The sequence below is a fragment of the Pseudomonas shiyinii genome (assembly GCF_056725765.1).
In genome coordinates this window covers 2196521-2215142 of the sequence record NZ_CM161522.1, presented here as the reverse complement: position 1 = coordinate 2215142, position 18622 = coordinate 2196521, and the positions used below count along the sequence as shown (strand labels likewise).

Below are 18622 nucleotides of genomic sequence, written 5' to 3'. Positions count from 1 at the left end.
CCGATCAGCGCAGCAAGGGGCGCAGCAGTTCGCGGGAAATGATGTGCCGCTGGATCTCCGAGGTGCCCTCCCAGATCCGCTCGATGCGCGCGTTGCGCCAGATGCGTTCCACCGGCCCTTCATCCATCAGGCCCATGCCGCCGAAGATCTGCACCGCCTCGTCGGCGACCTTGCCCAGCACTTCGCTGGCGAACAGCTTGGCCATGCCGGCCTCACCGTCGGTCATGCTGCCCTGGTCCATCTTCCAGGCGGTGTGCAGGGTCAGCAGCTCCGCGGCGCGGATCTGCGTGGCCATGTCGGCGAGCTTGAACGACACCCCCTGGTAGCTGCCGATCGCCTGGCCGAACTGCTTGCGGTCGGCCGACCACTGCAGCGACAGGTCCAAGGCACGCTGTGCCTGGCCGACGCAGTTGGCGGCGACCATCACCCGGCCGGCGGTGAGCCAGGCGTTGGCCACTTCCCAGCCCTTGTCCACTTCGCCCAGCACCTTGCTGGCCGGCACGCGGCAGTCGTCGAAGAACAGCTCGTAGGTGTGGTAGCCCCGGTTGCTCACGCACTTGGGCCCACGGCGCACGGTCATGCCAGGGGTTCCGCGGTCGACCAGGAAGGCGGTCACGGCGTTGCGCTTGCGCCCGTTGTGCTCGTAGGTGTCGGTGACGGCGAAGACGATGGCGAAGTCGGCATGGCCGGCATGGCTGATGAAGTGCTTGCTGCCGTTGATCACGAAGTCATCACCGTCGCGCACGGCGCGGGTCTTGATGGCGTTGGCGTCGGAGCCGGCGCCTGGCTCGGTGAGGGCGAAGCAGTCGATCTTCTCGCCTTGCACGCACGGCAGCAGGTAGTCGTTGATCTGCTCGTCCTTACAGGCCATGAGGATCTTCGAGGGGCGTGCGACAAAGACATGCAGGGCCCAGGACACCTTGGACAGCTCGCGTTCGATCAGCGCCTGGGACAGGTAGTCCAGGCCACCACCGCCGACCTCCTCAGGCATGTTGAAGGCGTAGAAGCCGGCGGCGATCGCCTTGCCGCGGATCTGCGCGGCAAGCTCGGGTGACACGGCATCGGCGCGGTCCACCTCTTCCTCGTAGGGCAGCAGCTCCTTGTTAACGAAGCTGCGTACCGCTTCCACCAACATTTCTTGTTCTTGGGTCAGTTGGAAATTCATCTGGAATGGTCCTGAAGAAGGTCGTGTAAGTGGTTATTTGCCAACGAAATGTGGTGCACGTTTCTCGATCGAAGCACGCAGTGCCTCGGCGCCGTCCTGGCTACGCCCGCACAGCAGGCCGGCAGCGAGCTCCGCCTGCAACTGCTCGGCCAGGGTGCGCTGGGCACCGTCGCGGATCAGGCGCTTGGTCTGGGCATGGGCGAAGGTCGGGCCATTGGCCAGGCGTCCGGCCAGCTCGGCGGTTACCGCAGGCAACTGGTCGTCAGCGCAAACCTCGCCCACCAGCCCGGCGGCCAGGGCACGTTCGGCGCTCCAGAGCTCGTCGAGGAACAGCAGGCGCTTGGCCTGTTCGCTGCCGATCAGCCGTGGCAGGTGCCAGCTGGCCCCGGCATCGGGGCTGTAGGCCATGCTGGTGTAGCCAGCCTTGAAGCGTGCCGAGGCTGCGGCGATGCGCAGGTCGCAGCACAGGCTCAGGTCCATGCCGGCGCCGACCGCGGTGCCGTTGATGGCGGCGATGGTGGGCTTGTCCAGGCTGTGCAGGCGCTGCATCAGGGCGTGGGCGGTCTCAGTCCAGCCGTAGCTTTCCAGGGCGCCGCGCGCTTCGGCCTCGGCCCATTCGGCGAGGTCTGCGCCTGCGCAGAAGCTGCGGCCGGTGCCGGTGAGTACCACTACCCGTACTACAGGGTCGGTGTTGAAGGCCTCCAGCAGCGTGTGCAGTTGTTTCAGGCTGGGGATGTCCAGGGCGTTGCGCTGCTCGGGGCGGTTTAGGGTGATCCAGGCAACGCCGGCTTCGACCTTGCTCAGCAGTGGCGACGGGCTAGTCATGGGAGGCCTCGATGTTGTTTGAGTGGTATGAGGGATCTGGTTTGAAGAGATACTAAACGAGTGTTCAGCAAGGCGGCAATCGAGGCTATATTGCGTGTAACAAATGAAGTTACGCATATAACTCATTGTTTTTTATTGATTTGAATTGACGACAAACGAATTCGATCGGTGCCTTGTTACAACTTTGTACAACTGAGGTTTTTGCAGTGCCTGCCCCAACGCAATCGCGGGACAAGCCCGCCCCTACAGGTGCTTCTTTTCCTGTAGGAGCGGGCTTGTCCCGCGATTTGAGCCTTCAGTTGAGGGCGCGGCTCAAACCCCAGGGGCGCTCGGCGCGAAAGCACCCTGGCGACGACGGTTGACCAGGAAATACGCCGCATAGCACAGGGCAATGAAGCCAAAGCCCCAGTACAACGACGGCCGCTGGGTCTCGTCCATGGCCAGGAACACGAACAGCGAGCTGCACAGGGTGATGCACAGCAGCGGCACCAGAGGGTACAGCGGTGCACGGTACTTCAGGTCCTCAAGCTTGCCGCCGTCACGCAGGTACGCCTTGCGGAAACGGTACTGCGCCAGGGCGATGACGATCCAGGTCACGGTGCCGGACATCCCGCTCACCGCCATCAGCACCATGAACAGCGTGTCCGCGGCGACGAAGCTGGTCATCAGCGACACCAGCGCGAAGCACAGGGTGATGCTCAAGGCACGCAGCGGTACGCCACGCTTGCTCAACGGCGACAGGCTCCTGGGCGCCATGCCGGTCTTGGACATGGCCCAGAGGATGCGGGTGGAGGCGTACAGCCCAGAGTTACCCACCGACAGAATGGCGGTGAGGATGACGAAGTTCATCAAGTCCGCCGCGTAGGGGATGCCGACCATGTCGAACACCTGCACGAACGGGCTTTCCATCAGGCCGGCCTGCTCATGGGGCACGATGGCCGAGAGCACGGCGATCGCCAGGACATAGAAGATCAGCACGCGGAACACCACGTTGCGCACGGCACGCGGGATGCTCTTTTCCGGGTGCTCGGTCTCGCCGGCGGCCACGCCCATGATCTCGCAGCCCTGGAAGGCATAGACCACGGTCATCATCACCGCGAACACCGCCGACAGGCCATGGGGGAATACCGCGTCGCCGACCAGGTTGTCCAGCATCGGTGCCGGTGCCCCGTTGTTCAGCGGGATGCCGCCGAAGATCACCAGCAGGCCAATGACGATGAAGCCCAGGATGGTCGCCACCTTGATGCCGGAGAACCAGTACTCGGCCTCACCGAAGGCCCGGGTAGCCAGGGCGTTGAGGCCGAACAGCACGCCGACGAACAGGGCCGACCAGTACCAGATCGGCACGTCGGGGAACCAGCGGGTCATGAGCATGCCTGCGGCAGTGAACTCCAGGCCCACGGTGGTGGCCCAGCTCATCCAGTACACCCAGCCGATCATGAAGCCGGTGGCCGGGCCGATGAACTTCGTGGCGTGGGCCTGGAACGAGCCGGACACCGGCATCTGTACCGACAGTTCGCCCAGGCAGACCATCACCAGGTACATCAGCAAACCTGCCACCAGGTAGGCCAGGATCGCGCCCATCGGGCCGCCCTGGTTGATGGTGACCCCCGAACCCATGAACAGGCCGGTGCCGATCACACCGCCCAACGACAGCATGAAGATGTGGCGGCTCTTGAGCGCGCGGGTCAGCTGGATACCTTTGCGGTCGGTGGTGTCAGACATGGCGCACCTCGGCTGGGCAGGTACGCTGCAAAAGCAGTGGATTCAGGCGGGCATCAGCTTTACGGCAGTTCATTATTGTTATCTCCAATAAGCCTCATGGACCGTGTGGAGCACGGTTGCGATCGATTATTGGAAACGGATGTAAGGTGCCGTTGTACGAAAGGATCGAAGATGTAAAAAGTCGTAACTTTTTTGTACGTCAGCCCTGGATCAGGCGTTCCAGGGTGTCATGCGCTGCGGCAAGCTGCTCGGCCAAGGGATCGCCGAGGCCTTCGAGTGCCGCCAGGTCATCGGCCGAGGCGGCATCCTCCATGCGCCGCAGCACCGCCGCCAGGCCACGAAAGCCCAGGGAGTCGCTACTGCCCGCCAGGCGATGGGCCAGGTGCGCGACCTCGGTGCAGTCCCTGGCCTGCAGGGCCTGGGCCAGGGGCGCCTGGTGCTGCTCGATGGCCTGGCGCAGGCCCACCAGCAAGCCCTGCACCTTCTGCTCGCCGAGCAGCGTGCGGTGGGTCTGCAGCAATGCCCAGTCCAGGCTTTGCTCCGGCGCCTTCGCCGGCATCGTCGGCGCCGCCTCGGCCAGGGCCTGGCGCAGGCTGTCCAGGCGCAGCGGCTTGGCCAGCACGCCCTGCATGCCCGCTTCCAGGTAGCCAGGTACCTGTGCAGGCTGAACACCGGCGGTCAAGGCCAGGATCCGGGTATCGCGATTGGGCCCCGCCGTGGCGCGCAATTGCCGGCACAACTCCACGCCGCTCATGCCCGGCAGGTGCACATCCAGCAGGATCAGGTCGAAGCGGTGGCGCGCGCACATCGCCAGGGCTTGCCCTGCGTCTTCGGCAAAGCTCACCTGGTGGCCATCGCGGGTGAGCAGGCCGCCGGCCACGTCGCGGTTGAGCGGCACGTCCTCGACCACCAGGATATCCAGCGCCTGGGAAGCCTGGCGAATGGGCGCCTGGGCCCGTGGCTGCCGGCCGCGGGCAAGCTCCAGCTCGAACCAGAAGCAACTGCCCTGCCCCTCGGCGCTGTCCAGGCCGATGCGACCGCCCAGCTTTTCCACCAGGTGCTTGCAGATCGCCAGCCCCAGGCCCGTGCCGCCATAGCGCCGGGCCACGGCGTCGCTGGCCTGGGTGAAGCGTTCGAAGATCCTGGATTGCATGGCCGGGGCGATGCCAATGCCGTCATCACTGACCTCTACCCTCACCCACTGGCCCGCGCCCTGGTTGCCCAGCACCTGGACCTGGACGCTGACCTGCCCGTGCTCGGTGAACTTGATGGCGTTGGCCAGCAGGTTGCTCAGCACCTGGCGCAGGTACTGCTCGGCACCGTACTGGAAGGGGGCCAGTTGCGGGTCGACCTGGCAATGCAGGCGGTTACCGTTACCCACGGCCCGGGGCTCGAGCAGGGTCATGACCTCCTCGCACAGCTGACGCAGGGAGAAGTCGACCCGGTCCGGGCGGCTCTCACCCTCCTCCAAGCGTGCGAAATACAGCACTTCGTTGAGGATCGTGAGCAACCCTTCCCCGGCCTTGTACAACGCGTCCAGGCGTTGCCGGTCGAGGTCGTCCAGGTGCCCGCCGCGCAGTAGTTCAGCCATGCCGAGGATGCCGTTCAGGGGCGTGCGCAGCTCATGGCTCATGGTGGCCAGAAAACGTGACTTGGCCAGGTTCGCCGCCTCGGCCTCGTCCTTGGCCCGCGCCAGGCTCTCGGTACGCCGCTCGACCATGGCCTGCAGCTCGTCGCGTTTGTCCTGCAAGGCCAGCCGGTCCAGCTCGCGGCGCTCGATGTCGCTGAGAATCGCCCGGCGCATGTCATCCAGGGCATGGGCCACGGTGTCGATCTCGTCAGGGCGCGCCGAGCGACGCCGGCCCAGGCGCAGAGGCTCCTGCCACTGCCCGGCGCCGATACGCCGGGCAAACTCGGCCATCACCTGCAGGTGGCGCGTCACCAGGCGGTAGAACAATCCCGACAGCGCCACCGCCAAGCCGCACAGGAACACGCCCATCCATAACAGGCTGGTGAGCCCGGTGGCGAACAGGCGCCGGTGCACCGCTCCCAGGTCGATGCTGACTTCCAGCTCGCCCAGGTGGCGCAACGGCCCCGAAGGCGGCTGGTAGTCCAACGGGAAGCGCTCGATGCGCAGCGGCCCCTTGGGCTCGGCCTCGCCGCGCAGCAACCGGAAGTCGTCGCTCTGCAGGCGCACCCGGGCCACATCGGAAAAGTCCACCAGGCCGCGCAGCTGCACGTCCAGCTGCGCCTCGTCCAGGTCCCACAGGCTGCGCTCCAGGCTGGCCAGGTAGCCGGCGCGGATCAGGTCCATGCGCGCCTCGATGTCGCGCATTTCCCGGCGGTACTCGAAATACAGCTGCACGGAGCTTGCCAGCACGGTGAAGCACAGGCTGAACAGGAAGATGAACAGCAGCAGGCGGCGCAGCAGGCCATCGGTGTGCAGGCGGATCATCGTGCGTTCGCCGGCAGGTCGATCATGTCGCGGTAGGTCACCTCGCTCTGCCCCAGCCAGCCGTCGATTTCGCCGCTGTCGGTCATGCGCTGCAGTTGCGCGTCGATGGCGTCCATCTTCTGGCTCAGGGGTGAGTGGCGCGACACCGCGACACGCAAGTAGTCCACGCTCAGGGCCTTGGGCAGGGCCTGGATGTCCTCGGCACCGGGCAGGTGCTCGATGAACAGCTCGCCGGTGCGCCGCTCCTGGATGACGAAATCGATGCGCCCTCGGATCAGCTTGCCGAAGTTCTGCTGGCTGGAGGACACCCATTCGATGTTCTGGTGCCGTGCCACGAAACGGTCGAACTCGGCACCATAGCTCTCGCCGAACAGCAGCCCGCCGCGATAGCCGGCCAGGTCTTCGATGCGCTCGAAATGCACCGGCCGACGCCGGTTATAGAACACTGCCACTTCCTCGCGCAGCACCGGCACCGTGGAAAAGCGCATGCTCTGGTCACGCTGGTCGGTGTTGTAGGCCAGCACCACGTCGACCCGCCCGGCAGCAGCGTCCATCAGGCAGCGCTTCCAGTTGCCCAGCACCACGATCTGCATCTCGTAGCCCAGGCGCCCGAGCAGCTCACGTACCACGGTCGGCGCCAGGCCACGTACCTGGCGCCCGTCGCTCCAGGAAATCGGCGGGTAGACCGGGTAATCGCAATAACGGATGCGCTCCCCGGCCCCGGCCTGCAGGCTCAGCAGCACCAGGGCCAGCACCAGCAGGCGGGCCATGGGGTTCAGGCCGCCACGCTGGCGGTGAACAGGTAGCCGGTGCCGTGGATGGTGATGATCAGGTGCGGCTCGGCCGGGTCGTCGTGCAGCTTGCGCCGCAGGCGGCCGACCAGCACGTCGATGGAGCGATCGTTGGGCACCCATTCGCGGTTGCGGATCTGGTCCATCAACTGGTCGCGGGTCAGGGTATGGCCACTGTTGCGCAGGAACACGCTGAGCAGCTGGAATTCGCCATGGGTGAGCAGGGTTTCGCCGCCGTCGGGGTCGATCAGCCGGCGCCGGTCGGTATCGAGCGACCAGTCGGCGAACTGCTTGAGAGATTGGGTGCATGGCGGTGCGGGCTGGGCGACACGAGCATGGCGCACGCGGCGGATCAGGTTCTTGGCGCGCGATACCAGCTCACGGGGGTTGAGCGGCTTGATCACGTAGTCGTCGGCGCCGCATTCCAGGCCGACGATGCGGTCGATGTCGTCGTTGCGGCCGGTGATGAGGATGATCCCGACCTCCGAACGCACCCGCAGTTCACGGGTCAGGGTCAGGCCGTCCTTGCCCGGCAGGCGGATGTCCAACAGCACCAGGTCGACATCCTGGCTGGTGAGGAAGGCATCGGCCTGCTCGGCGGTGGCGGCGCTATGGACGTCGTAGCCTTCCTGGGACAGGTAGGCATGCAGCAAGTCGCGAATAAGCGGATCGTCATCGACGACCAGTACCCGAGGCGTCATTGCGTGTTGTCTCTTTTCTTATTGGTGTTGTTTTTCGAACCCGCGACGGCAGCGTACCCGTTACTGAACAGGCGATCAACAGCCCTCGGTCACACTGAAGCGCCGCCGCCCCCCTGCCTGCAGGCCGTCTACCCAGGCTTCGCAGATCAACACCCCCTGCTCCGGCGAGAAGGTTCCGGGGTTGAGCCCGGATTCGAGCCACAAGCCGTCGAGCAAGGCGCTCAGGCTGATGGCGGCAAGGTCCGCGTCGAAGCCCTGCCAGCCTTCCTCGCTGGCCAGCGCGCCCAGCAGGCGGCTCAGTTCGTTGCGGTACTCGCCGTAGGAATGGTCGTGCACCTGGTTGATGGCGTCAGCCGTTTTCACCGCCCCCCAGAACGCCAGCCAGGCATCGAGCAGTTGCGGGTCGAGCAGCTCAGCACAGAACGAGGCGCGAAAGAACGCCGACAACCGCTCGCGGGCATTGGGCGCTGCCTGGGCCATGGCTTCGCGCAGCAGGCCCATGACCCGCCCGGTCACGGCCATGTAGGCGTCGGCGACCAGTTCGTCCTTACCCGAATAGTGGTGGCTGATCAGCCCCACCGACACCCCGGCCTCGGCCGAGATCTTGCGGATCGAGGCGCCCTGGAAGCCGTGCCGTTTCAGGCAGGCAAGGGTCGCCTCGACCAGGTTGGCCTTGCGCAGTTCCGGCAGCATGCGGTTGTAGCGGGCTTCCTGGCTCATCGTGGTTCTCATCGGGACTAGTCTGGCTGAACGACTGTACAACAAGCCGAGCACCGTGATAAACCCTCCCTGCCACCGGCCCGGCGTCCATGCCCCGGGCCCCGACCACAACAACAAAAGCGGCTGCCATGAACGACCTGATCACCTACGCGCTGGACCAGGGCCTGCTGACCCTGACCCTCAACCGCCCCGACAAGCTCAACGCCCTGAACGTCGCCATGTATCGCCAACTGGGCGACCTGCTGCGCGCAGCCGATGAAGACCCGCTGGTCGAGGTCATCCTCATCACCGGCGGCGCGCAGGCCTTCAGCGCCGGCAACGATCTGCGCGATTTCCTCGACAACCCGCCCCGCGACCGCGACAGCCCGGTGTTCCGCCTGATGCGGGTGGTCATGGGCTTGGCCAAGCCGCTGATCGCCGCCGTCAATGGCCCGGCCATCGGCATCGGCACCACCCTGCTGCTGCACTGCGACCAGGTGCTGGTAAGCCGCTCGGCCAAGCTGCGCATGCCTTTCGCCCCGTTGGGGGTGTGCCCGGAGTTCGGTTCGAGCCTGCTGCTGCCCCGGCTGCTTGGCCACGCCCGGGCCGCGCGGTTGCTGCTGGCCAACGAACTGCTCACGGGTGAACAGGCAGTGGCCTGGGGCCTGGCCAATGAGCTGCATGAGGATGGCGAGCAGTGCCTGGCCGCCGCCCGGCAGCTGGCGCGCAAGCTGCAGGCCATGCCCCAGGAGGCCCTGCGCATCAGCAAGCGGCTGCTCAAGGACGGTTACCGTGCGCAGCTGGAAGCCACGGTGGAGCGTGAAAGCCAGTTGTTCGTCGAGCGCTTGCAGAGTGCCGAGGCGAAGGCTGCGTTGCGGGCGCTGATCAAGGACTGAGCCTCAGCGCGCGAAGGCCCGGGCCAATTGCTCGATGATCAGGCGTATCCGGGCCGTGTGGCGAAGGTCCTTGTGGGTGACCATCCACACCTCGTAGAGATCCTTGCGCTGGCGTGCCGGCCATAGGCGTACCAGGCCGTCACGCTCGCCCATGTCGATGGGAATCTCGCCGATACCCAGCCCTTCGGCAATGGCACGGCGCACCATCAGGCTCGAATTCACAGCCGCCACTACCCGCCCCTGGTCGATCGCTTCATCGACCAATGTGGGTACCGGCCGGTCGCGCCAATACGGCTCGTACATCACCAGATCGTGCCCGGCGAAACCGCTGCCCGGCACCGGCTCGTCATGCTGCTGCAGGTACTCGGCGCTGGCATACAGCCCCATCGGCCAACTGGCGAGTTTGCGCAGGATCAGGTCCGGGTTGTCCGGACGCAGGTTGCGGATGGCGATATCGGTCTCCCGTTGCGACAGGTTGACCAGCTCCGAGGCGCCATGCAGCACCACGCGGATGTCCGGGTGCTCCAGGTGAAGCGCGCGCAGCGCCGGCAACACGAAGTCGCAGGCCAGCGAGTCGGTGGTAGAGATCCGTACCTCGCCCGCGCCTTCACTGTCGACCCCGCCGATACGTCGGGTCAGCTCCAGTGCGGCACTTTCGACCTTTTGTGCAAGCGCGAATGCTTCTTCGCCGATGCTGGTCAACTGGTAACCCCCCGGGGTTCGCAGGAACAGGGTCGAGCCCAGGTCCGCCTCCAGCGCAGCAATACGCCGCCCCACGGTGGCCTGGTCGATCCGCAACACCCGTGCGGCACGGCGCAATGTCAGTTCGCGGCCCAGGGCCAGCAGGATCCTGGCGTCATCCCAATTCATCGATGTTTTTCCTCGCAGCACATCTGCAACAAGGCGCCGCAAAATCGCCGCGCGCCCTCAACAACGCAGTTCCGTACCCTTTCACGTAGTCTCCTACACGAAAAGGCTGGAACCCATGAACAAACGCTTCGACATGATGGCCATCGAAATCAGCCAACCAGGCGCCCCCGATGTCCTCAAGCCCACTCGCCGGACCGTGCCCACGCCTGGCGCACGGGAGGTGCTGATCAAGGTACGGGCAGCCGGCGTCAACGGCCCGGACCTGCTTCAACGCAAGGGCCTGTACGACCCGCCCGCCGGTGCTTCGGACATTCCCGGCCTGGAAATCGCCGGCGAGGTCGTCGCTTTGGGCCACGAGGTACGGCATTTTGCCATTGGCGACCCGGTGATCGCCTTGGTGACCGGCGGGGGCTACGCCGAGTACGCAGTCGCCGATGAGCGCACCACCCTGCACCAGCCCGAAGGCCTGACAATGGTGGAGGCCGCCGCCCTGCCGGAAACCTTCATGACCGTCTGGGTCAACCTGTTCCAGCGTGGCGCCTTCAAGGCCGGCGAATCGGTGCTGATCCATGGTGGCGTCTCCGGCATCGGTACCACTGCGACCATGCTGGCCAAGACCCTCGGCGCCTCGCGGATCTTCACCACCGTGGCCAACCCTGAACAGCAGGCGGCCAGCCGGGCCCTGGGCGCCGATGTGGCGATCGACTACAACCGCCAGGATTTTGCCCGTGAAGTGCTGCACCATACCGACGGCCAAGGCGTGGATGTGATCGTCGACATCATCGCCGGCGATTACGTGGCACGTAACCTCCAGGCCGCCGCCTTGAACGGCCGGATCGTGCAGATCGGCGTACTCAAGGGCCCCGCGCCGCAGCTGGATCTGTTCCCGTTGCTGACCAAGCGCCTGACCCTTGTCGGCTCGACCCTGCGCTCGCGCAGCGCCGACGACAAGGCGCAGATCATCGCCCAGTTGCAAGAACAGGTCTGGCCTCATGTTCGCAGCGGCGCAGTCAAACCCCTGATCTTCCGTACCTTCGACCTCACCGAGGCAGCCAAGGCCCATGCTTTGATGGAAAGTGGTCAGCACATGGGCAAGGTGGTGCTCACCGTCGACGCTTGAGTTCAATCGCCCATGTCCGCCAGCTCGCCGTTGCGCAAGGCGACCCTGACCGCTTGTGCGGTCGTATCGACGCCAAGCCGACGGCGTGCCGAGCGCAGGTGGTTCTCCACCGTGCGCGGCGACAGGCCAAGGGTCGCGGCGATGTCGGCCTGGCGTCGCCCGGCAGCTGTCCAGGCCAGCACCTCCCGCTCACGCTCGGAGAGCTGGCGGACATCGCTGTCGACCGGCGCCTCCAGCAAACGACGGGCTGCCCAGAACGCCGCGGTCGCCAGCATGGTCAAGGCCAGCCGCTCACGCGCAGACGCGGCGATCCGCTCACCGCCCAGGCTCATCGCCCCCTCCAGCCCTGCCGGGCCGAACACCGGAACCTGCAGGCCATGGACGCCAGGGCCACTGGGCGCGCGCACCACCCGATAGCGTTCGTTGCCGTCCACCGACACCTTGCTCCAGTAGAACGGTGCACGTGCGTGCAGGATATGGCGGGTCACCGGGCAATGGCGCACATAGGTTTCGGCATCCACCGGCGACTGGTCGCCGAACCAGTTGCCCTCCACCCAATGGATGCGCTCGACCACCTCGTCTCGCGCTGCTGTAGCGGAGAACAGCACGAAGCGGTCGTACCCCAGTGGGCCGGCGTAGCTACGCACGGCGTCCTGGACGACCGTGAGCGCCGTGGCGCCCTCGATCGCCAAGGCGGTGGCGAACATACCCTCAACGCAAAGGCGGCTCATCCTGCGCCGACCTCCTCGAGCAGCGCAGCCGCCGCCAGCTTGCCGAGTGCGTTGCCGGCCAATGGGCTGTCACCGGTGAGCAGCTTGCGGTCGCGCAGGGTTGCACCCGAGATGTCCTGGTTGACGATTTCCACGCCCAGGGCCTTGAGCCGCTCGCCGAACTTCCAGGTCAGGTGGCCGGGCATGTAGCCGATGTCAGGGGTCTTGGCATCCAGGTCATCGGGGAATGCGCAAATACGGTAACCGTTGTAGATGCAGCTTTCACGGCTTTCATCGAGCCCCGCAGCCAGTAGCGCAGCAGGCCCGTGGCACAGGGAGATCACAAACTTGTCCTGCGCGGCCGCCCATTGCAACACCCGCTTGACGTCCCGGCTTTCGGGCAGGCCGATCAACGCACCATGACCGCCGGGGATGAACACACCGATATAGTCCGAATCCGGGCCCAATGCCCGCTCGATCACATCGGCAAGCTTGAGCGGCTGCTTGAACGCATCCCGGTAGCGGGCATACAGGCCCTTGACCTCAACGTCCTGCGAAGGCATCGCCCAGAATTCGAACTTCACCGGGTTGCCCGATAAGGTCGCCACGTCGAAGGTGAAACCGGCCTTGTCCAGGTGATACATCGGCAGCAGGGTTTCCACGGGATGGTTGCCGGTAGAGAACATGGTGCCGTTGTCGGTCAGCAGATAGCGCTCGTCGGCACCGATCATCAGCACCTTCCAGCGACCGCCGGTGTAGGGTTTGGGGTAGTCGGCGCCACTGAGGTCGGACTTGGGCGCGGTGAACTGGCTGAGCGAATAAGGGGAAGGGAAGAAAGCGTTATCTTCGGCTGGGTCAGGTGTGGGGCGCTTGTCGTCCTGGGGGCTCGTCATGGTGTTCTCCAGCTGGGTTGGATTGGCGAAGTCCATGCTAGGTGCCTGGTTGGCCGGCGACAATGAGGGTTTTCCCCCAATTCGGTTGACGCCAACCAGGCAGTCTAGCCCCGCGACAAGCTGCTGGTGCTGTTGCACTGGGTGATGATGCCCCGCGCCTCAGCGGCGCGCCACCTGCCAAAGCCTGGCGATGTCGGTCGCCCGCGCCTTGAGCAGTACCCCGGCCTCGGCACAGGCTCGCTCCAGGGTCATCGGCCCGCTGGCCAGGGCAAACGCGGCATCGATACCGTGGGCGTAAAGTTGCTGGTAGCCCTCGCCGAGGGTACCGGCCAGCACCACCACGGGTACGCCATGACGCTTGGCGACGCGCGCAACGCCCATGGGCGTCTTGCCGCGCAGGGTCTGGGCGTCGAAGCGCCCTTCCCCGGTGATCACCAGGTCGGCGCCTTGCACCAGCGTGTCGAGGCCGGCAAGGTCCGCGACCACCTCGACGCCAGGGCGGAAGCGAGCGCCCATGAACGCCTTGGCGGCAAAACCCATACCTCCCGCCGCACCGCAGCCTGGGAAATCGCGTACATCTTCGCCCAGCAGTTGCGCGCAATGGTCGGCGAAATGGCCCAGGGCCTGGTCCAGCGCCTGCACCTGCTCTGGGCTTGCACCTTTTTGCGGGCCAAAGATCGCCGAAGCGCCATGGGGGCCACACAGGGGGTTGTCGACATCGGCAGCCACTTCCACCTGGACTTCAGCCAAACGTGGGTCCAGGTCACTGGCATCGATGTGCGCCAAGCCGGCCAAGGCCTGCCCGCCTTCTGCCAGCGGTTGGCCGTTTGCATCCAGCAAGCGCAAGCCCAACGCACGCAGCATACCGCTGCCGCCGTCGTTGGTGGCGCTGCCGCCGATGGCCAGGACGATACGCGTGGCACCGGCGGCCAGGGCGGCGGCGATCAGCTCGCCGGTGCCCCAGGTGCTGCTGCGGCAGGCGTCGCGCTGGCCGGTGGGCACCAGTTGCAGGCCGCTGGCCTGGGCCATTTCGATGATCGCCGTGCGGCTGGATGCCAGCCATCCCCAACCGGCTTCGACCGGCGCACCCAGCGGGCCACGCACCCTCTGGCGGCGCAGTTCGCCCTGGCTGGCGGCGAGGATCGCCTCCATGGTGCCTTCGCCACCGTCAGCCATGGGGCATTCGACAAGCTCCGCGTCCGGCCAGGCTTCGGCCAGGCCGGTGCCGATGGCACGGGCGACACCGGCAGCGTCGAGGCTGTCCTTGAACGAATCGGGGGCGATGACGATTTTCATGGGGATTCTCCTGATCCAGATAGCCCGCATGCTGACAGGTGTAGCGCAAGGTGGCCTCTGGCGAATGCACAAAAGCGTGGCGGTGGTGTTTGGGCGAATGCCTTCGCGCCAGACTTCCCAAGGGCACGGCTCCCACAGGGTCGGTGAGCGGTACCGTTGTGGGAGCCGGCTTGCCGGCGATAGGACCGGAGCAAGCGCTACACAGCCAGGCCTATTCCGCCGGCAGCAACTGCAACCCCAGATACAAGCTCAGCATGCCCTCCAGCCGTAATGGGTCCACCTCGCCGACTTCGGCAATGCGCTCCAGGCGGTAGCGCAGGCTGTTGCGGTGAATGCCCAGCGCGTCCGCACAGGCCTGGCTCTGCCCGTCGTGGGCGCACCAGGCGCGCAGGGTCGCCAGCAATTGCCCGCTGGTGTCCTTGGCGCGGATGCGCTGCAACGGCTCGAGCAGTTCGTCCAGGGCGTCATCGTTGCGGTGGCGCCAGAGCAAGGCCGGCAACCGGTAACGGCCAAGGCTGAGCAGGCGCTCGCCTGGCAGCACTTCGCGGCCATAGGCCAGCAAGTCGCGAATCCGCCGATAGCCGCGGCGCAACTGCTCCAGGCTGTGGGCCACGTTACCCAGGGCCAGGCGTTCGACCTTCCAGCCATGGCGTGCCAGGCGCTCCACCAGGCGCTGCTCGTCCAAGGCCACGCTCGCCGGGCGGCACCAGAGCAGCGAATGCCGTGCGGGGCTGACGCACCAGCTGTCCGGGAAGCGGCTCATCAACCAGCCGGCCAAGGTTTCCGCCGGCGGCCCAGACTCGAGTTCGAACAGGCAAGGCACCCGTGCCAATTGGGGTTTGAGCCCCAGCTGTTGGGCCTCGTCGAGCAAACGTGGCGAGTCGCCGCTGCTGCCCAGCAGCAAGGCCAGCAGGTCATCGCAGCGCTGGCGCCGCCATTGCTGCTCCACTTGCAGGTGGCGCTGGGCCAGGAGCATCTCGGCGGTCATGCGCACCAGTTCGCCATAGGTGCGCAACTGCTGTGGGTCACCCGTCAGGCCCAGCACCCCGATCAACCGGCCATCGAGCATCAAGGGCAGGTTCACCCCCGGTTGCACACCCTTCAGGCACTTGGCCGCGTCCACGTCCAGCTCGACGATCCGGCCGTTGGCCAGTACCAGTTGCGCGCCCTCGTGGCGGGTGTTGATCCGCTCCGGCTCGCCACTGCCGAGGATCAGGCCTTGGCTGTCCATGACATTGACGTTGCACGGAAGGATGGCCATCGCCCGGTCGACGATGTCCTGTGCCAGGTCGTGGTCCAGTTCGAACATGCAGGGATCCTTGGTAGGCTTTGGTCGCCGGCACAGCAGGCCGTGCCGGAGGCTGTGCAAAAGCACAAAGACAGCCGCGCTGCGCTCACCGAGACTCGTCAGGGCGAGCGCCGGAACAGGCGACGCGGCGACAACCATAACAAAAGAGAACCCGATCATGGCATACAGCCCCGCCCCTGACCAAGGCAAAGACATCACCCGCGATGCGCTCTACCGGCGCATCACCCTGCGGCTGATTCCGTTCATTTTCATCTGCTACCTATTCAACTACCTGGACCGCGTCAACGTCGGCTTCGCCAAACTGCAGATGCTCGATGCGCTGCAGTTCAGCGAAACCGTCTATGGCCTCGGTGCCGGGATCTTCTTCATCGGCTACGTGCTGTGCGGCCTGCCCAGCAACCTGGCGCTCAACCGCTTCGGCCCGCGGCGCTGGATCGCGGTGATGATGATCGCCTGGGGTAGCCTTTCGACTTGCCTGCTGTTCGTCACCACCCCCACCGAGTTCTACGCCCTGCGCCTGCTCACCGGCGCCGCCGAGGCGGGCTTCTTCCCGGGTGTGGTGCTATACCTTTCGCGCTGGTTCCCGGCCGACCGTCGTGGTCGCATCATGGCGCTGTTCATGTCGGCGATCCCGGTCTCGGGCCTGCTCGGGGGGCCATTCTCCGGCTGGATCCTCGACCACTTCGCCGCCGGCCAGCATGGCCTGGCCGGCTGGCAGTGGATGTTCCTGATCCAGGGCCTGCCCACCGTAGCCTTGGGGATCCTGGCGATCATGCTGCTCAGCGACGGCTACCAGAAAGCGGCCTGGCTGAGCCCAGCCGAACGCCAACTGATCGAGGCCGACCTCAAGGCCGACGCTGCCTCCAAGCCAGCCGCTCGCGGTGATGGCGTGCTCGCCGTGCTGGGTAACCCACTGATCTGGACCTTCGGCTTCGTCTACTTCTGCATCCAGAGCGGTGTGTACGCGATCAACTTCTGGCTGCCGTCGATCATCAAGAACCTGGGCTTCGACAGCCCGCTGCTGATCGGTTGGCTGAGCGCCATCCCATACCTGCTGGCCGGGGTGTTCATGATCATCGTCGGCCGCTCGGCAGACCTGCGCAACGAACGCCGCTGGCACCTGGTGGTGCCGATGCTGATGGGCGCCATCGGCCTGCTGATCGCGGTGAACTTCGCCCAGAACCCGACCATCGCCCTGCTCGGCCTGTCCATCGCCACCATGGGCGCACTCACCGGCCTGCCGATGTTCTGGCCGATGCCGACTGCCCTGCTCAGCGCCAGTGCCGCCGTGGCGGGCCTGGCGATCATCAACTCGGTCGGCCAGATGGCGGGCTTCCTGAGCCCTTACCTGGTCGGATTCATCAAAGACCAGACCGGCTCGACCGATGCCGCGCTGTATTCGCTGGCGGCGTTGATCGTGTTCGGCAGCCTGGTAGCGCTGCGGGTGACCCGTGCCGGCGCACTGAAAGCCGTGCGCGCCGACTGACTGGTCCCTCCGATCGTCGGTTGCCTGCATCCCTCGTGCGACAAGGGCGTCAAATGGACCTGAACGGTTCCTTGGAGACGCCCCATGACCCAGCACAGCGTGGCCCGCCTCGACCAGCTCGACGAACACAAGCCCCTACGAGCCCAGGCCGGCAACGAAGACATCATCCTCATTCGTCAAGGCGACCAGGTCCACGCCTATCAGGGCAACTGCCCCCATGCCGGCGCGCCACTCGAAGAAGGCGCCTTGTGCGGCGGCCTGCTGGTCTGTCCTTGGCACAAAGCCGCCTTCGCCGTGGACGAAGGCGCGGTATGCGAGCCCCCGGCCCTGGCGGACCTGCGCCGTTACCCGGTGCAGATCAAAGACGAGCAGATCTGGGTCGATGACCAGGCCCTGCCCGTAGGCGACCCGCCCCGTCACAGCGACGCCCGCTGTTTCGTGGTGATCGGCGCTGGCGCGGCAGGCACTGCGGCCGTGGCCACGTTGTTGGACCACGGTTTCGGTGGTCGCCTGGTGTGGGTGGACCAGGAACGTCGGCCATCCTACGACCGTACCGCCCTGAGCAAATTCGTCATCGCCGGGCAGATGCCGCCCGACGAGGTCCCCGCCCTGCTGGCGCCCGACGCCCTGCGCCGCGGCCACCTGGAACGCGTGCACGGCAAGGTGCGCCTCCTCGATGTCGACAAACGCCAGGTAGTACTGGCCGATGGCAAGCGCCTTGACTACGACGCCGCCCTGCTGGCCACCGGCGGCAAACCCAGGCGCCTCGACATCCCAGGGGCACAATTGCCGGGCATCTGCCTGCTGCGCTCCCGGGACGACGCCGCCCACCTGCTCGACGCGGCCGAACCGGGGCAATCGGTGGTCATCGTCGGCGATGGATTCATCGGCCTGGAGGCCGCCTCGGCGTTGCGCAAGCAGGGCTTGAACGTGCATGTGGTAGCCCGCCATGACATCCCCCTGGCCAAGCAGTTGGGCGAGCGCATCGGCCGCAGCCTACGCGAGCTGCACGAACGCAAGGGCGTGGTGTTCCATGGCCCCACCGAGGTGCTGCGCTTCGAAGGCACGGACAGGGTCCAGGCAGTGCTGCTGGCCAACGGCGAGCGCCTGGAAACTCCATTGGTCCTGCTGGGCGTCGGGGTCAAGCCGGCGACTGCCTTCGTGCATGGTCTGGACCTGGCCGATGACCATTCGCTGGCCGTGAACGCCCAGATGCAGGCTGCCGAAGGCCTGTGGGCCGCCGGGGACATCGCCACCTTCCCGCTGACCGGCCGCCCGACGCGCATCGAGCATTGGCGCCTGGCCCAGCAGCATGGCGTCATCGCCGCCGCCAACATGCTCGGCGAGCAGCGCCGCTACGATGACGTACCGTTCTTCTGGACCTACCAGCATGGGCGTACCCTGGAAGTGCTCGGCCACGGGCGCCACTGGAACCGCATCGAGTACGTCGGCGAACCGGAACAAGGCAACTTCATCGCCCTGCAGTGTGTCGACGACCAGGTCGAAGCGGTGATCGCCAAAGGTTACTCCAGGGCCATGGCCGCCCTATCGCAGCGGATGAAGCGCCCCCTGACCAGCCGCGAGGCGCGGGAATTGATCGATGCCTGGCCGGATTGAGAATCCGATTTGCCCTACGCACGAGCGCCCAACATTCTCGCGAGAGCGCCTTATCGTTGCCAGC

Annotated in this window: 16 protein-coding genes; 4 read left to right on the top strand and 12 right to left on the bottom strand. The window is 65.9% G+C overall.

Going from position 1 to position 18622, the window contains the following annotated elements:
* Window positions 1–4: 4 nt before the first annotated feature.
* The 7 genes from ACXHGZ_RS10050 to ACXHGZ_RS10020 all read right to left on the bottom strand — a co-directional run bounded on the left by ACXHGZ_RS10050 (window position 5) and on the right by ACXHGZ_RS10020 (window position 8382).
* Complete coding sequence (locus ACXHGZ_RS10050) at window positions 5–1165, bottom strand: acyl-CoA dehydrogenase family protein (protein ID WP_084857888.1); 1161 nt, start codon at window positions 1163–1165, stop codon at window positions 5–7.
* A gap of 33 nt (window positions 1166–1198) precedes the next feature.
* Window positions 1199–1990, bottom strand: a complete 792-nt coding sequence (locus ACXHGZ_RS10045) for an enoyl-CoA hydratase/isomerase family protein (protein WP_465001078.1) — start codon at window positions 1988–1990, stop codon at window positions 1199–1201.
* 312 nt (window positions 1991–2302) lie between these two features.
* Window positions 2303–3715 carry an amino acid permease gene (locus ACXHGZ_RS10040; RefSeq protein WP_084857890.1) on the bottom strand — a complete coding sequence of 471 codons (1413 nt, stop codon included), beginning with the start codon at window positions 3713–3715 and terminating at the stop codon, window positions 2303–2305.
* Between the two features lie 199 nt (window positions 3716–3914).
* A complete protein-coding gene (locus tag ACXHGZ_RS10035) occupies window positions 3915–6170 on the bottom strand; it encodes an ATP-binding protein (RefSeq protein ID WP_480463659.1) in 2256 nt (751 codons plus the stop codon).
* Window positions 6167–6940 carry a substrate-binding periplasmic protein gene (locus ACXHGZ_RS10030; protein ID WP_143515224.1) on the bottom strand — a complete coding sequence of 258 codons (774 nt, stop codon included), beginning with the start codon at window positions 6938–6940 and terminating at the stop codon, window positions 6167–6169. The genes ACXHGZ_RS10035 and ACXHGZ_RS10030 overlap by 4 nt, the downstream gene beginning before the upstream one ends.
* 5 nt (window positions 6941–6945) lie before the next feature.
* Window positions 6946–7662, bottom strand: a complete 717-nt coding sequence (locus tag ACXHGZ_RS10025; protein WP_084857892.1) for a response regulator — start codon at window positions 7660–7662, stop codon at window positions 6946–6948.
* Window positions 7663–7737: 75 nt separating this feature from the next.
* On the bottom strand, window positions 7738–8382 hold the full coding sequence (locus ACXHGZ_RS10020) for a TetR family transcriptional regulator C-terminal domain-containing protein (RefSeq protein ID WP_084857893.1): 645 nt from the start codon (window positions 8380–8382) through the stop codon (window positions 7738–7740).
* 128 nt (window positions 8383–8510) lie between these two features.
* Here ACXHGZ_RS10020 and ACXHGZ_RS10015 point away from each other — a divergent pair, with 128 nt between their 5' ends.
* A complete protein-coding gene (locus tag ACXHGZ_RS10015; protein WP_480463657.1) occupies window positions 8511–9257 on the top strand; it encodes an enoyl-CoA hydratase in 747 nt (248 codons plus the stop codon).
* A gap of 3 nt (window positions 9258–9260) precedes the next feature.
* On the opposite strand, the gene ACXHGZ_RS10010 is transcribed toward ACXHGZ_RS10015, so the two are convergent.
* A complete protein-coding gene (locus tag ACXHGZ_RS10010) occupies window positions 9261–10127 on the bottom strand; it encodes a LysR family transcriptional regulator (RefSeq protein WP_480463655.1) in 867 nt (288 codons plus the stop codon).
* Window positions 10128–10260: 133 nt separating this feature from the next.
* On the opposite strand from ACXHGZ_RS10010, the gene ACXHGZ_RS10005 reads away from it, so the two are divergent.
* Window positions 10261–11247 carry an NAD(P)H-quinone oxidoreductase gene (locus ACXHGZ_RS10005; protein ID WP_480464027.1) on the top strand — a complete coding sequence of 329 codons (987 nt, stop codon included), beginning with the start codon at window positions 10261–10263 and terminating at the stop codon, window positions 11245–11247.
* Between the two features lie 2 nt (window positions 11248–11249).
* Here ACXHGZ_RS10005 and ACXHGZ_RS10000 read toward each other — a convergent pair whose 3' ends face one another.
* The 4 genes from ACXHGZ_RS10000 to ACXHGZ_RS09985 all read right to left on the bottom strand — a co-directional run bounded on the left by ACXHGZ_RS10000 (window position 11250) and on the right by ACXHGZ_RS09985 (window position 15455).
* A complete protein-coding gene (locus ACXHGZ_RS10000) occupies window positions 11250–11978 on the bottom strand; it encodes a PA1136 family autoinducer-binding transcriptional regulator (RefSeq protein ID WP_480463654.1) in 729 nt (242 codons plus the stop codon).
* Entirely contained in the window at window positions 11975–12850 is an 876-nt protein-coding gene (gene hchA / locus ACXHGZ_RS09995) for a glyoxalase III HchA (protein ID WP_480463652.1), read from the bottom strand. The genes ACXHGZ_RS10000 and hchA overlap by 4 nt, the downstream gene beginning before the upstream one ends.
* A gap of 159 nt (window positions 12851–13009) precedes the next feature.
* Window positions 13010–14146, bottom strand: a complete 1137-nt coding sequence (locus ACXHGZ_RS09990) for a glycerate kinase (RefSeq protein ID WP_480463651.1) — start codon at window positions 14144–14146, stop codon at window positions 13010–13012.
* 211 nt (window positions 14147–14357) lie between these two features.
* Window positions 14358–15455: a sugar diacid recognition domain-containing protein gene (locus tag ACXHGZ_RS09985; RefSeq protein WP_084857898.1), complete on the bottom strand. Its 1098-nt coding sequence runs from the start codon at window positions 15453–15455 to the stop codon at window positions 14358–14360.
* Between the two features lie 157 nt (window positions 15456–15612).
* Between ACXHGZ_RS09985 and ACXHGZ_RS09980 the strand changes: the two genes are divergently transcribed.
* Window positions 15613–16941: an MFS transporter gene (locus ACXHGZ_RS09980; protein ID WP_480463650.1), complete on the top strand. Its 1329-nt coding sequence runs from the start codon at window positions 15613–15615 to the stop codon at window positions 16939–16941.
* Window positions 16942–17025: 84 nt separating this feature from the next.
* Window positions 17026–18558, top strand: a complete 1533-nt coding sequence (locus ACXHGZ_RS09975; protein WP_480463648.1) for an FAD-dependent oxidoreductase — start codon at window positions 17026–17028, stop codon at window positions 18556–18558.
* Window positions 18559–18622: the final 64 nt, after the last annotated feature.

What these genes read in the sequence shown, in the direction of transcription:
- ACXHGZ_RS10050 (WP_084857888.1), bottom strand. Translation starts at nt 1,165, where the DNA reads ATGAATTTCCAACTGACCCAAGAACAAGAAATGTTGGTGGAAGCGGTA.
- ACXHGZ_RS10045 (WP_465001078.1), bottom strand. Translation starts at nt 1,990, where the DNA reads ATGACTAGCCCGTCGCCACTGCTGAGCAAGGTCGAAGCCGGCGTTGCC.
- ACXHGZ_RS10040 (WP_084857890.1), bottom strand. Translation starts at nt 3,715, where the DNA reads ATGTCTGACACCACCGACCGCAAAGGTATCCAGCTGACCCGCGCGCTC.
- ACXHGZ_RS10035 (WP_480463659.1), bottom strand. Translation starts at nt 6,170, where the DNA reads ATGATCCGCCTGCACACCGATGGCCTGCTGCGCCGCCTGCTGCTGTTC.
- ACXHGZ_RS10030 (WP_143515224.1), bottom strand. Translation starts at nt 6,940, where the DNA reads ATGGCCCGCCTGCTGGTGCTGGCCCTGGTGCTGCTGAGCCTGCAGGCC.
- ACXHGZ_RS10025 (WP_084857892.1), bottom strand. Translation starts at nt 7,662, where the DNA reads ATGACGCCTCGGGTACTGGTCGTCGATGACGATCCGCTTATTCGCGAC.
- ACXHGZ_RS10020 (WP_084857893.1), bottom strand. Translation starts at nt 8,382, where the DNA reads ATGAGCCAGGAAGCCCGCTACAACCGCATGCTGCCGGAACTGCGCAAG.
- ACXHGZ_RS10015 (WP_480463657.1), top strand. Translation starts at nt 8,511, where the DNA reads ATGAACGACCTGATCACCTACGCGCTGGACCAGGGCCTGCTGACCCTG.
- ACXHGZ_RS10010 (WP_480463655.1), bottom strand. Translation starts at nt 10,127, where the DNA reads ATGAATTGGGATGACGCCAGGATCCTGCTGGCCCTGGGCCGCGAACTG.
- ACXHGZ_RS10005 (WP_480464027.1), top strand. Translation starts at nt 10,261, where the DNA reads ATGATGGCCATCGAAATCAGCCAACCAGGCGCCCCCGATGTCCTCAAG.
- ACXHGZ_RS10000 (WP_480463654.1), bottom strand. Translation starts at nt 11,978, where the DNA reads ATGAGCCGCCTTTGCGTTGAGGGTATGTTCGCCACCGCCTTGGCGATC.
- hchA (WP_480463652.1), bottom strand. Translation starts at nt 12,850, where the DNA reads ATGACGAGCCCCCAGGACGACAAGCGCCCCACACCTGACCCAGCCGAA.
- ACXHGZ_RS09990 (WP_480463651.1), bottom strand. Translation starts at nt 14,146, where the DNA reads ATGAAAATCGTCATCGCCCCCGATTCGTTCAAGGACAGCCTCGACGCT.
- ACXHGZ_RS09985 (WP_084857898.1), bottom strand. Translation starts at nt 15,455, where the DNA reads ATGTTCGAACTGGACCACGACCTGGCACAGGACATCGTCGACCGGGCG.
- ACXHGZ_RS09980 (WP_480463650.1), top strand. Translation starts at nt 15,613, where the DNA reads ATGGCATACAGCCCCGCCCCTGACCAAGGCAAAGACATCACCCGCGAT.
- ACXHGZ_RS09975 (WP_480463648.1), top strand. Translation starts at nt 17,026, where the DNA reads ATGACCCAGCACAGCGTGGCCCGCCTCGACCAGCTCGACGAACACAAG.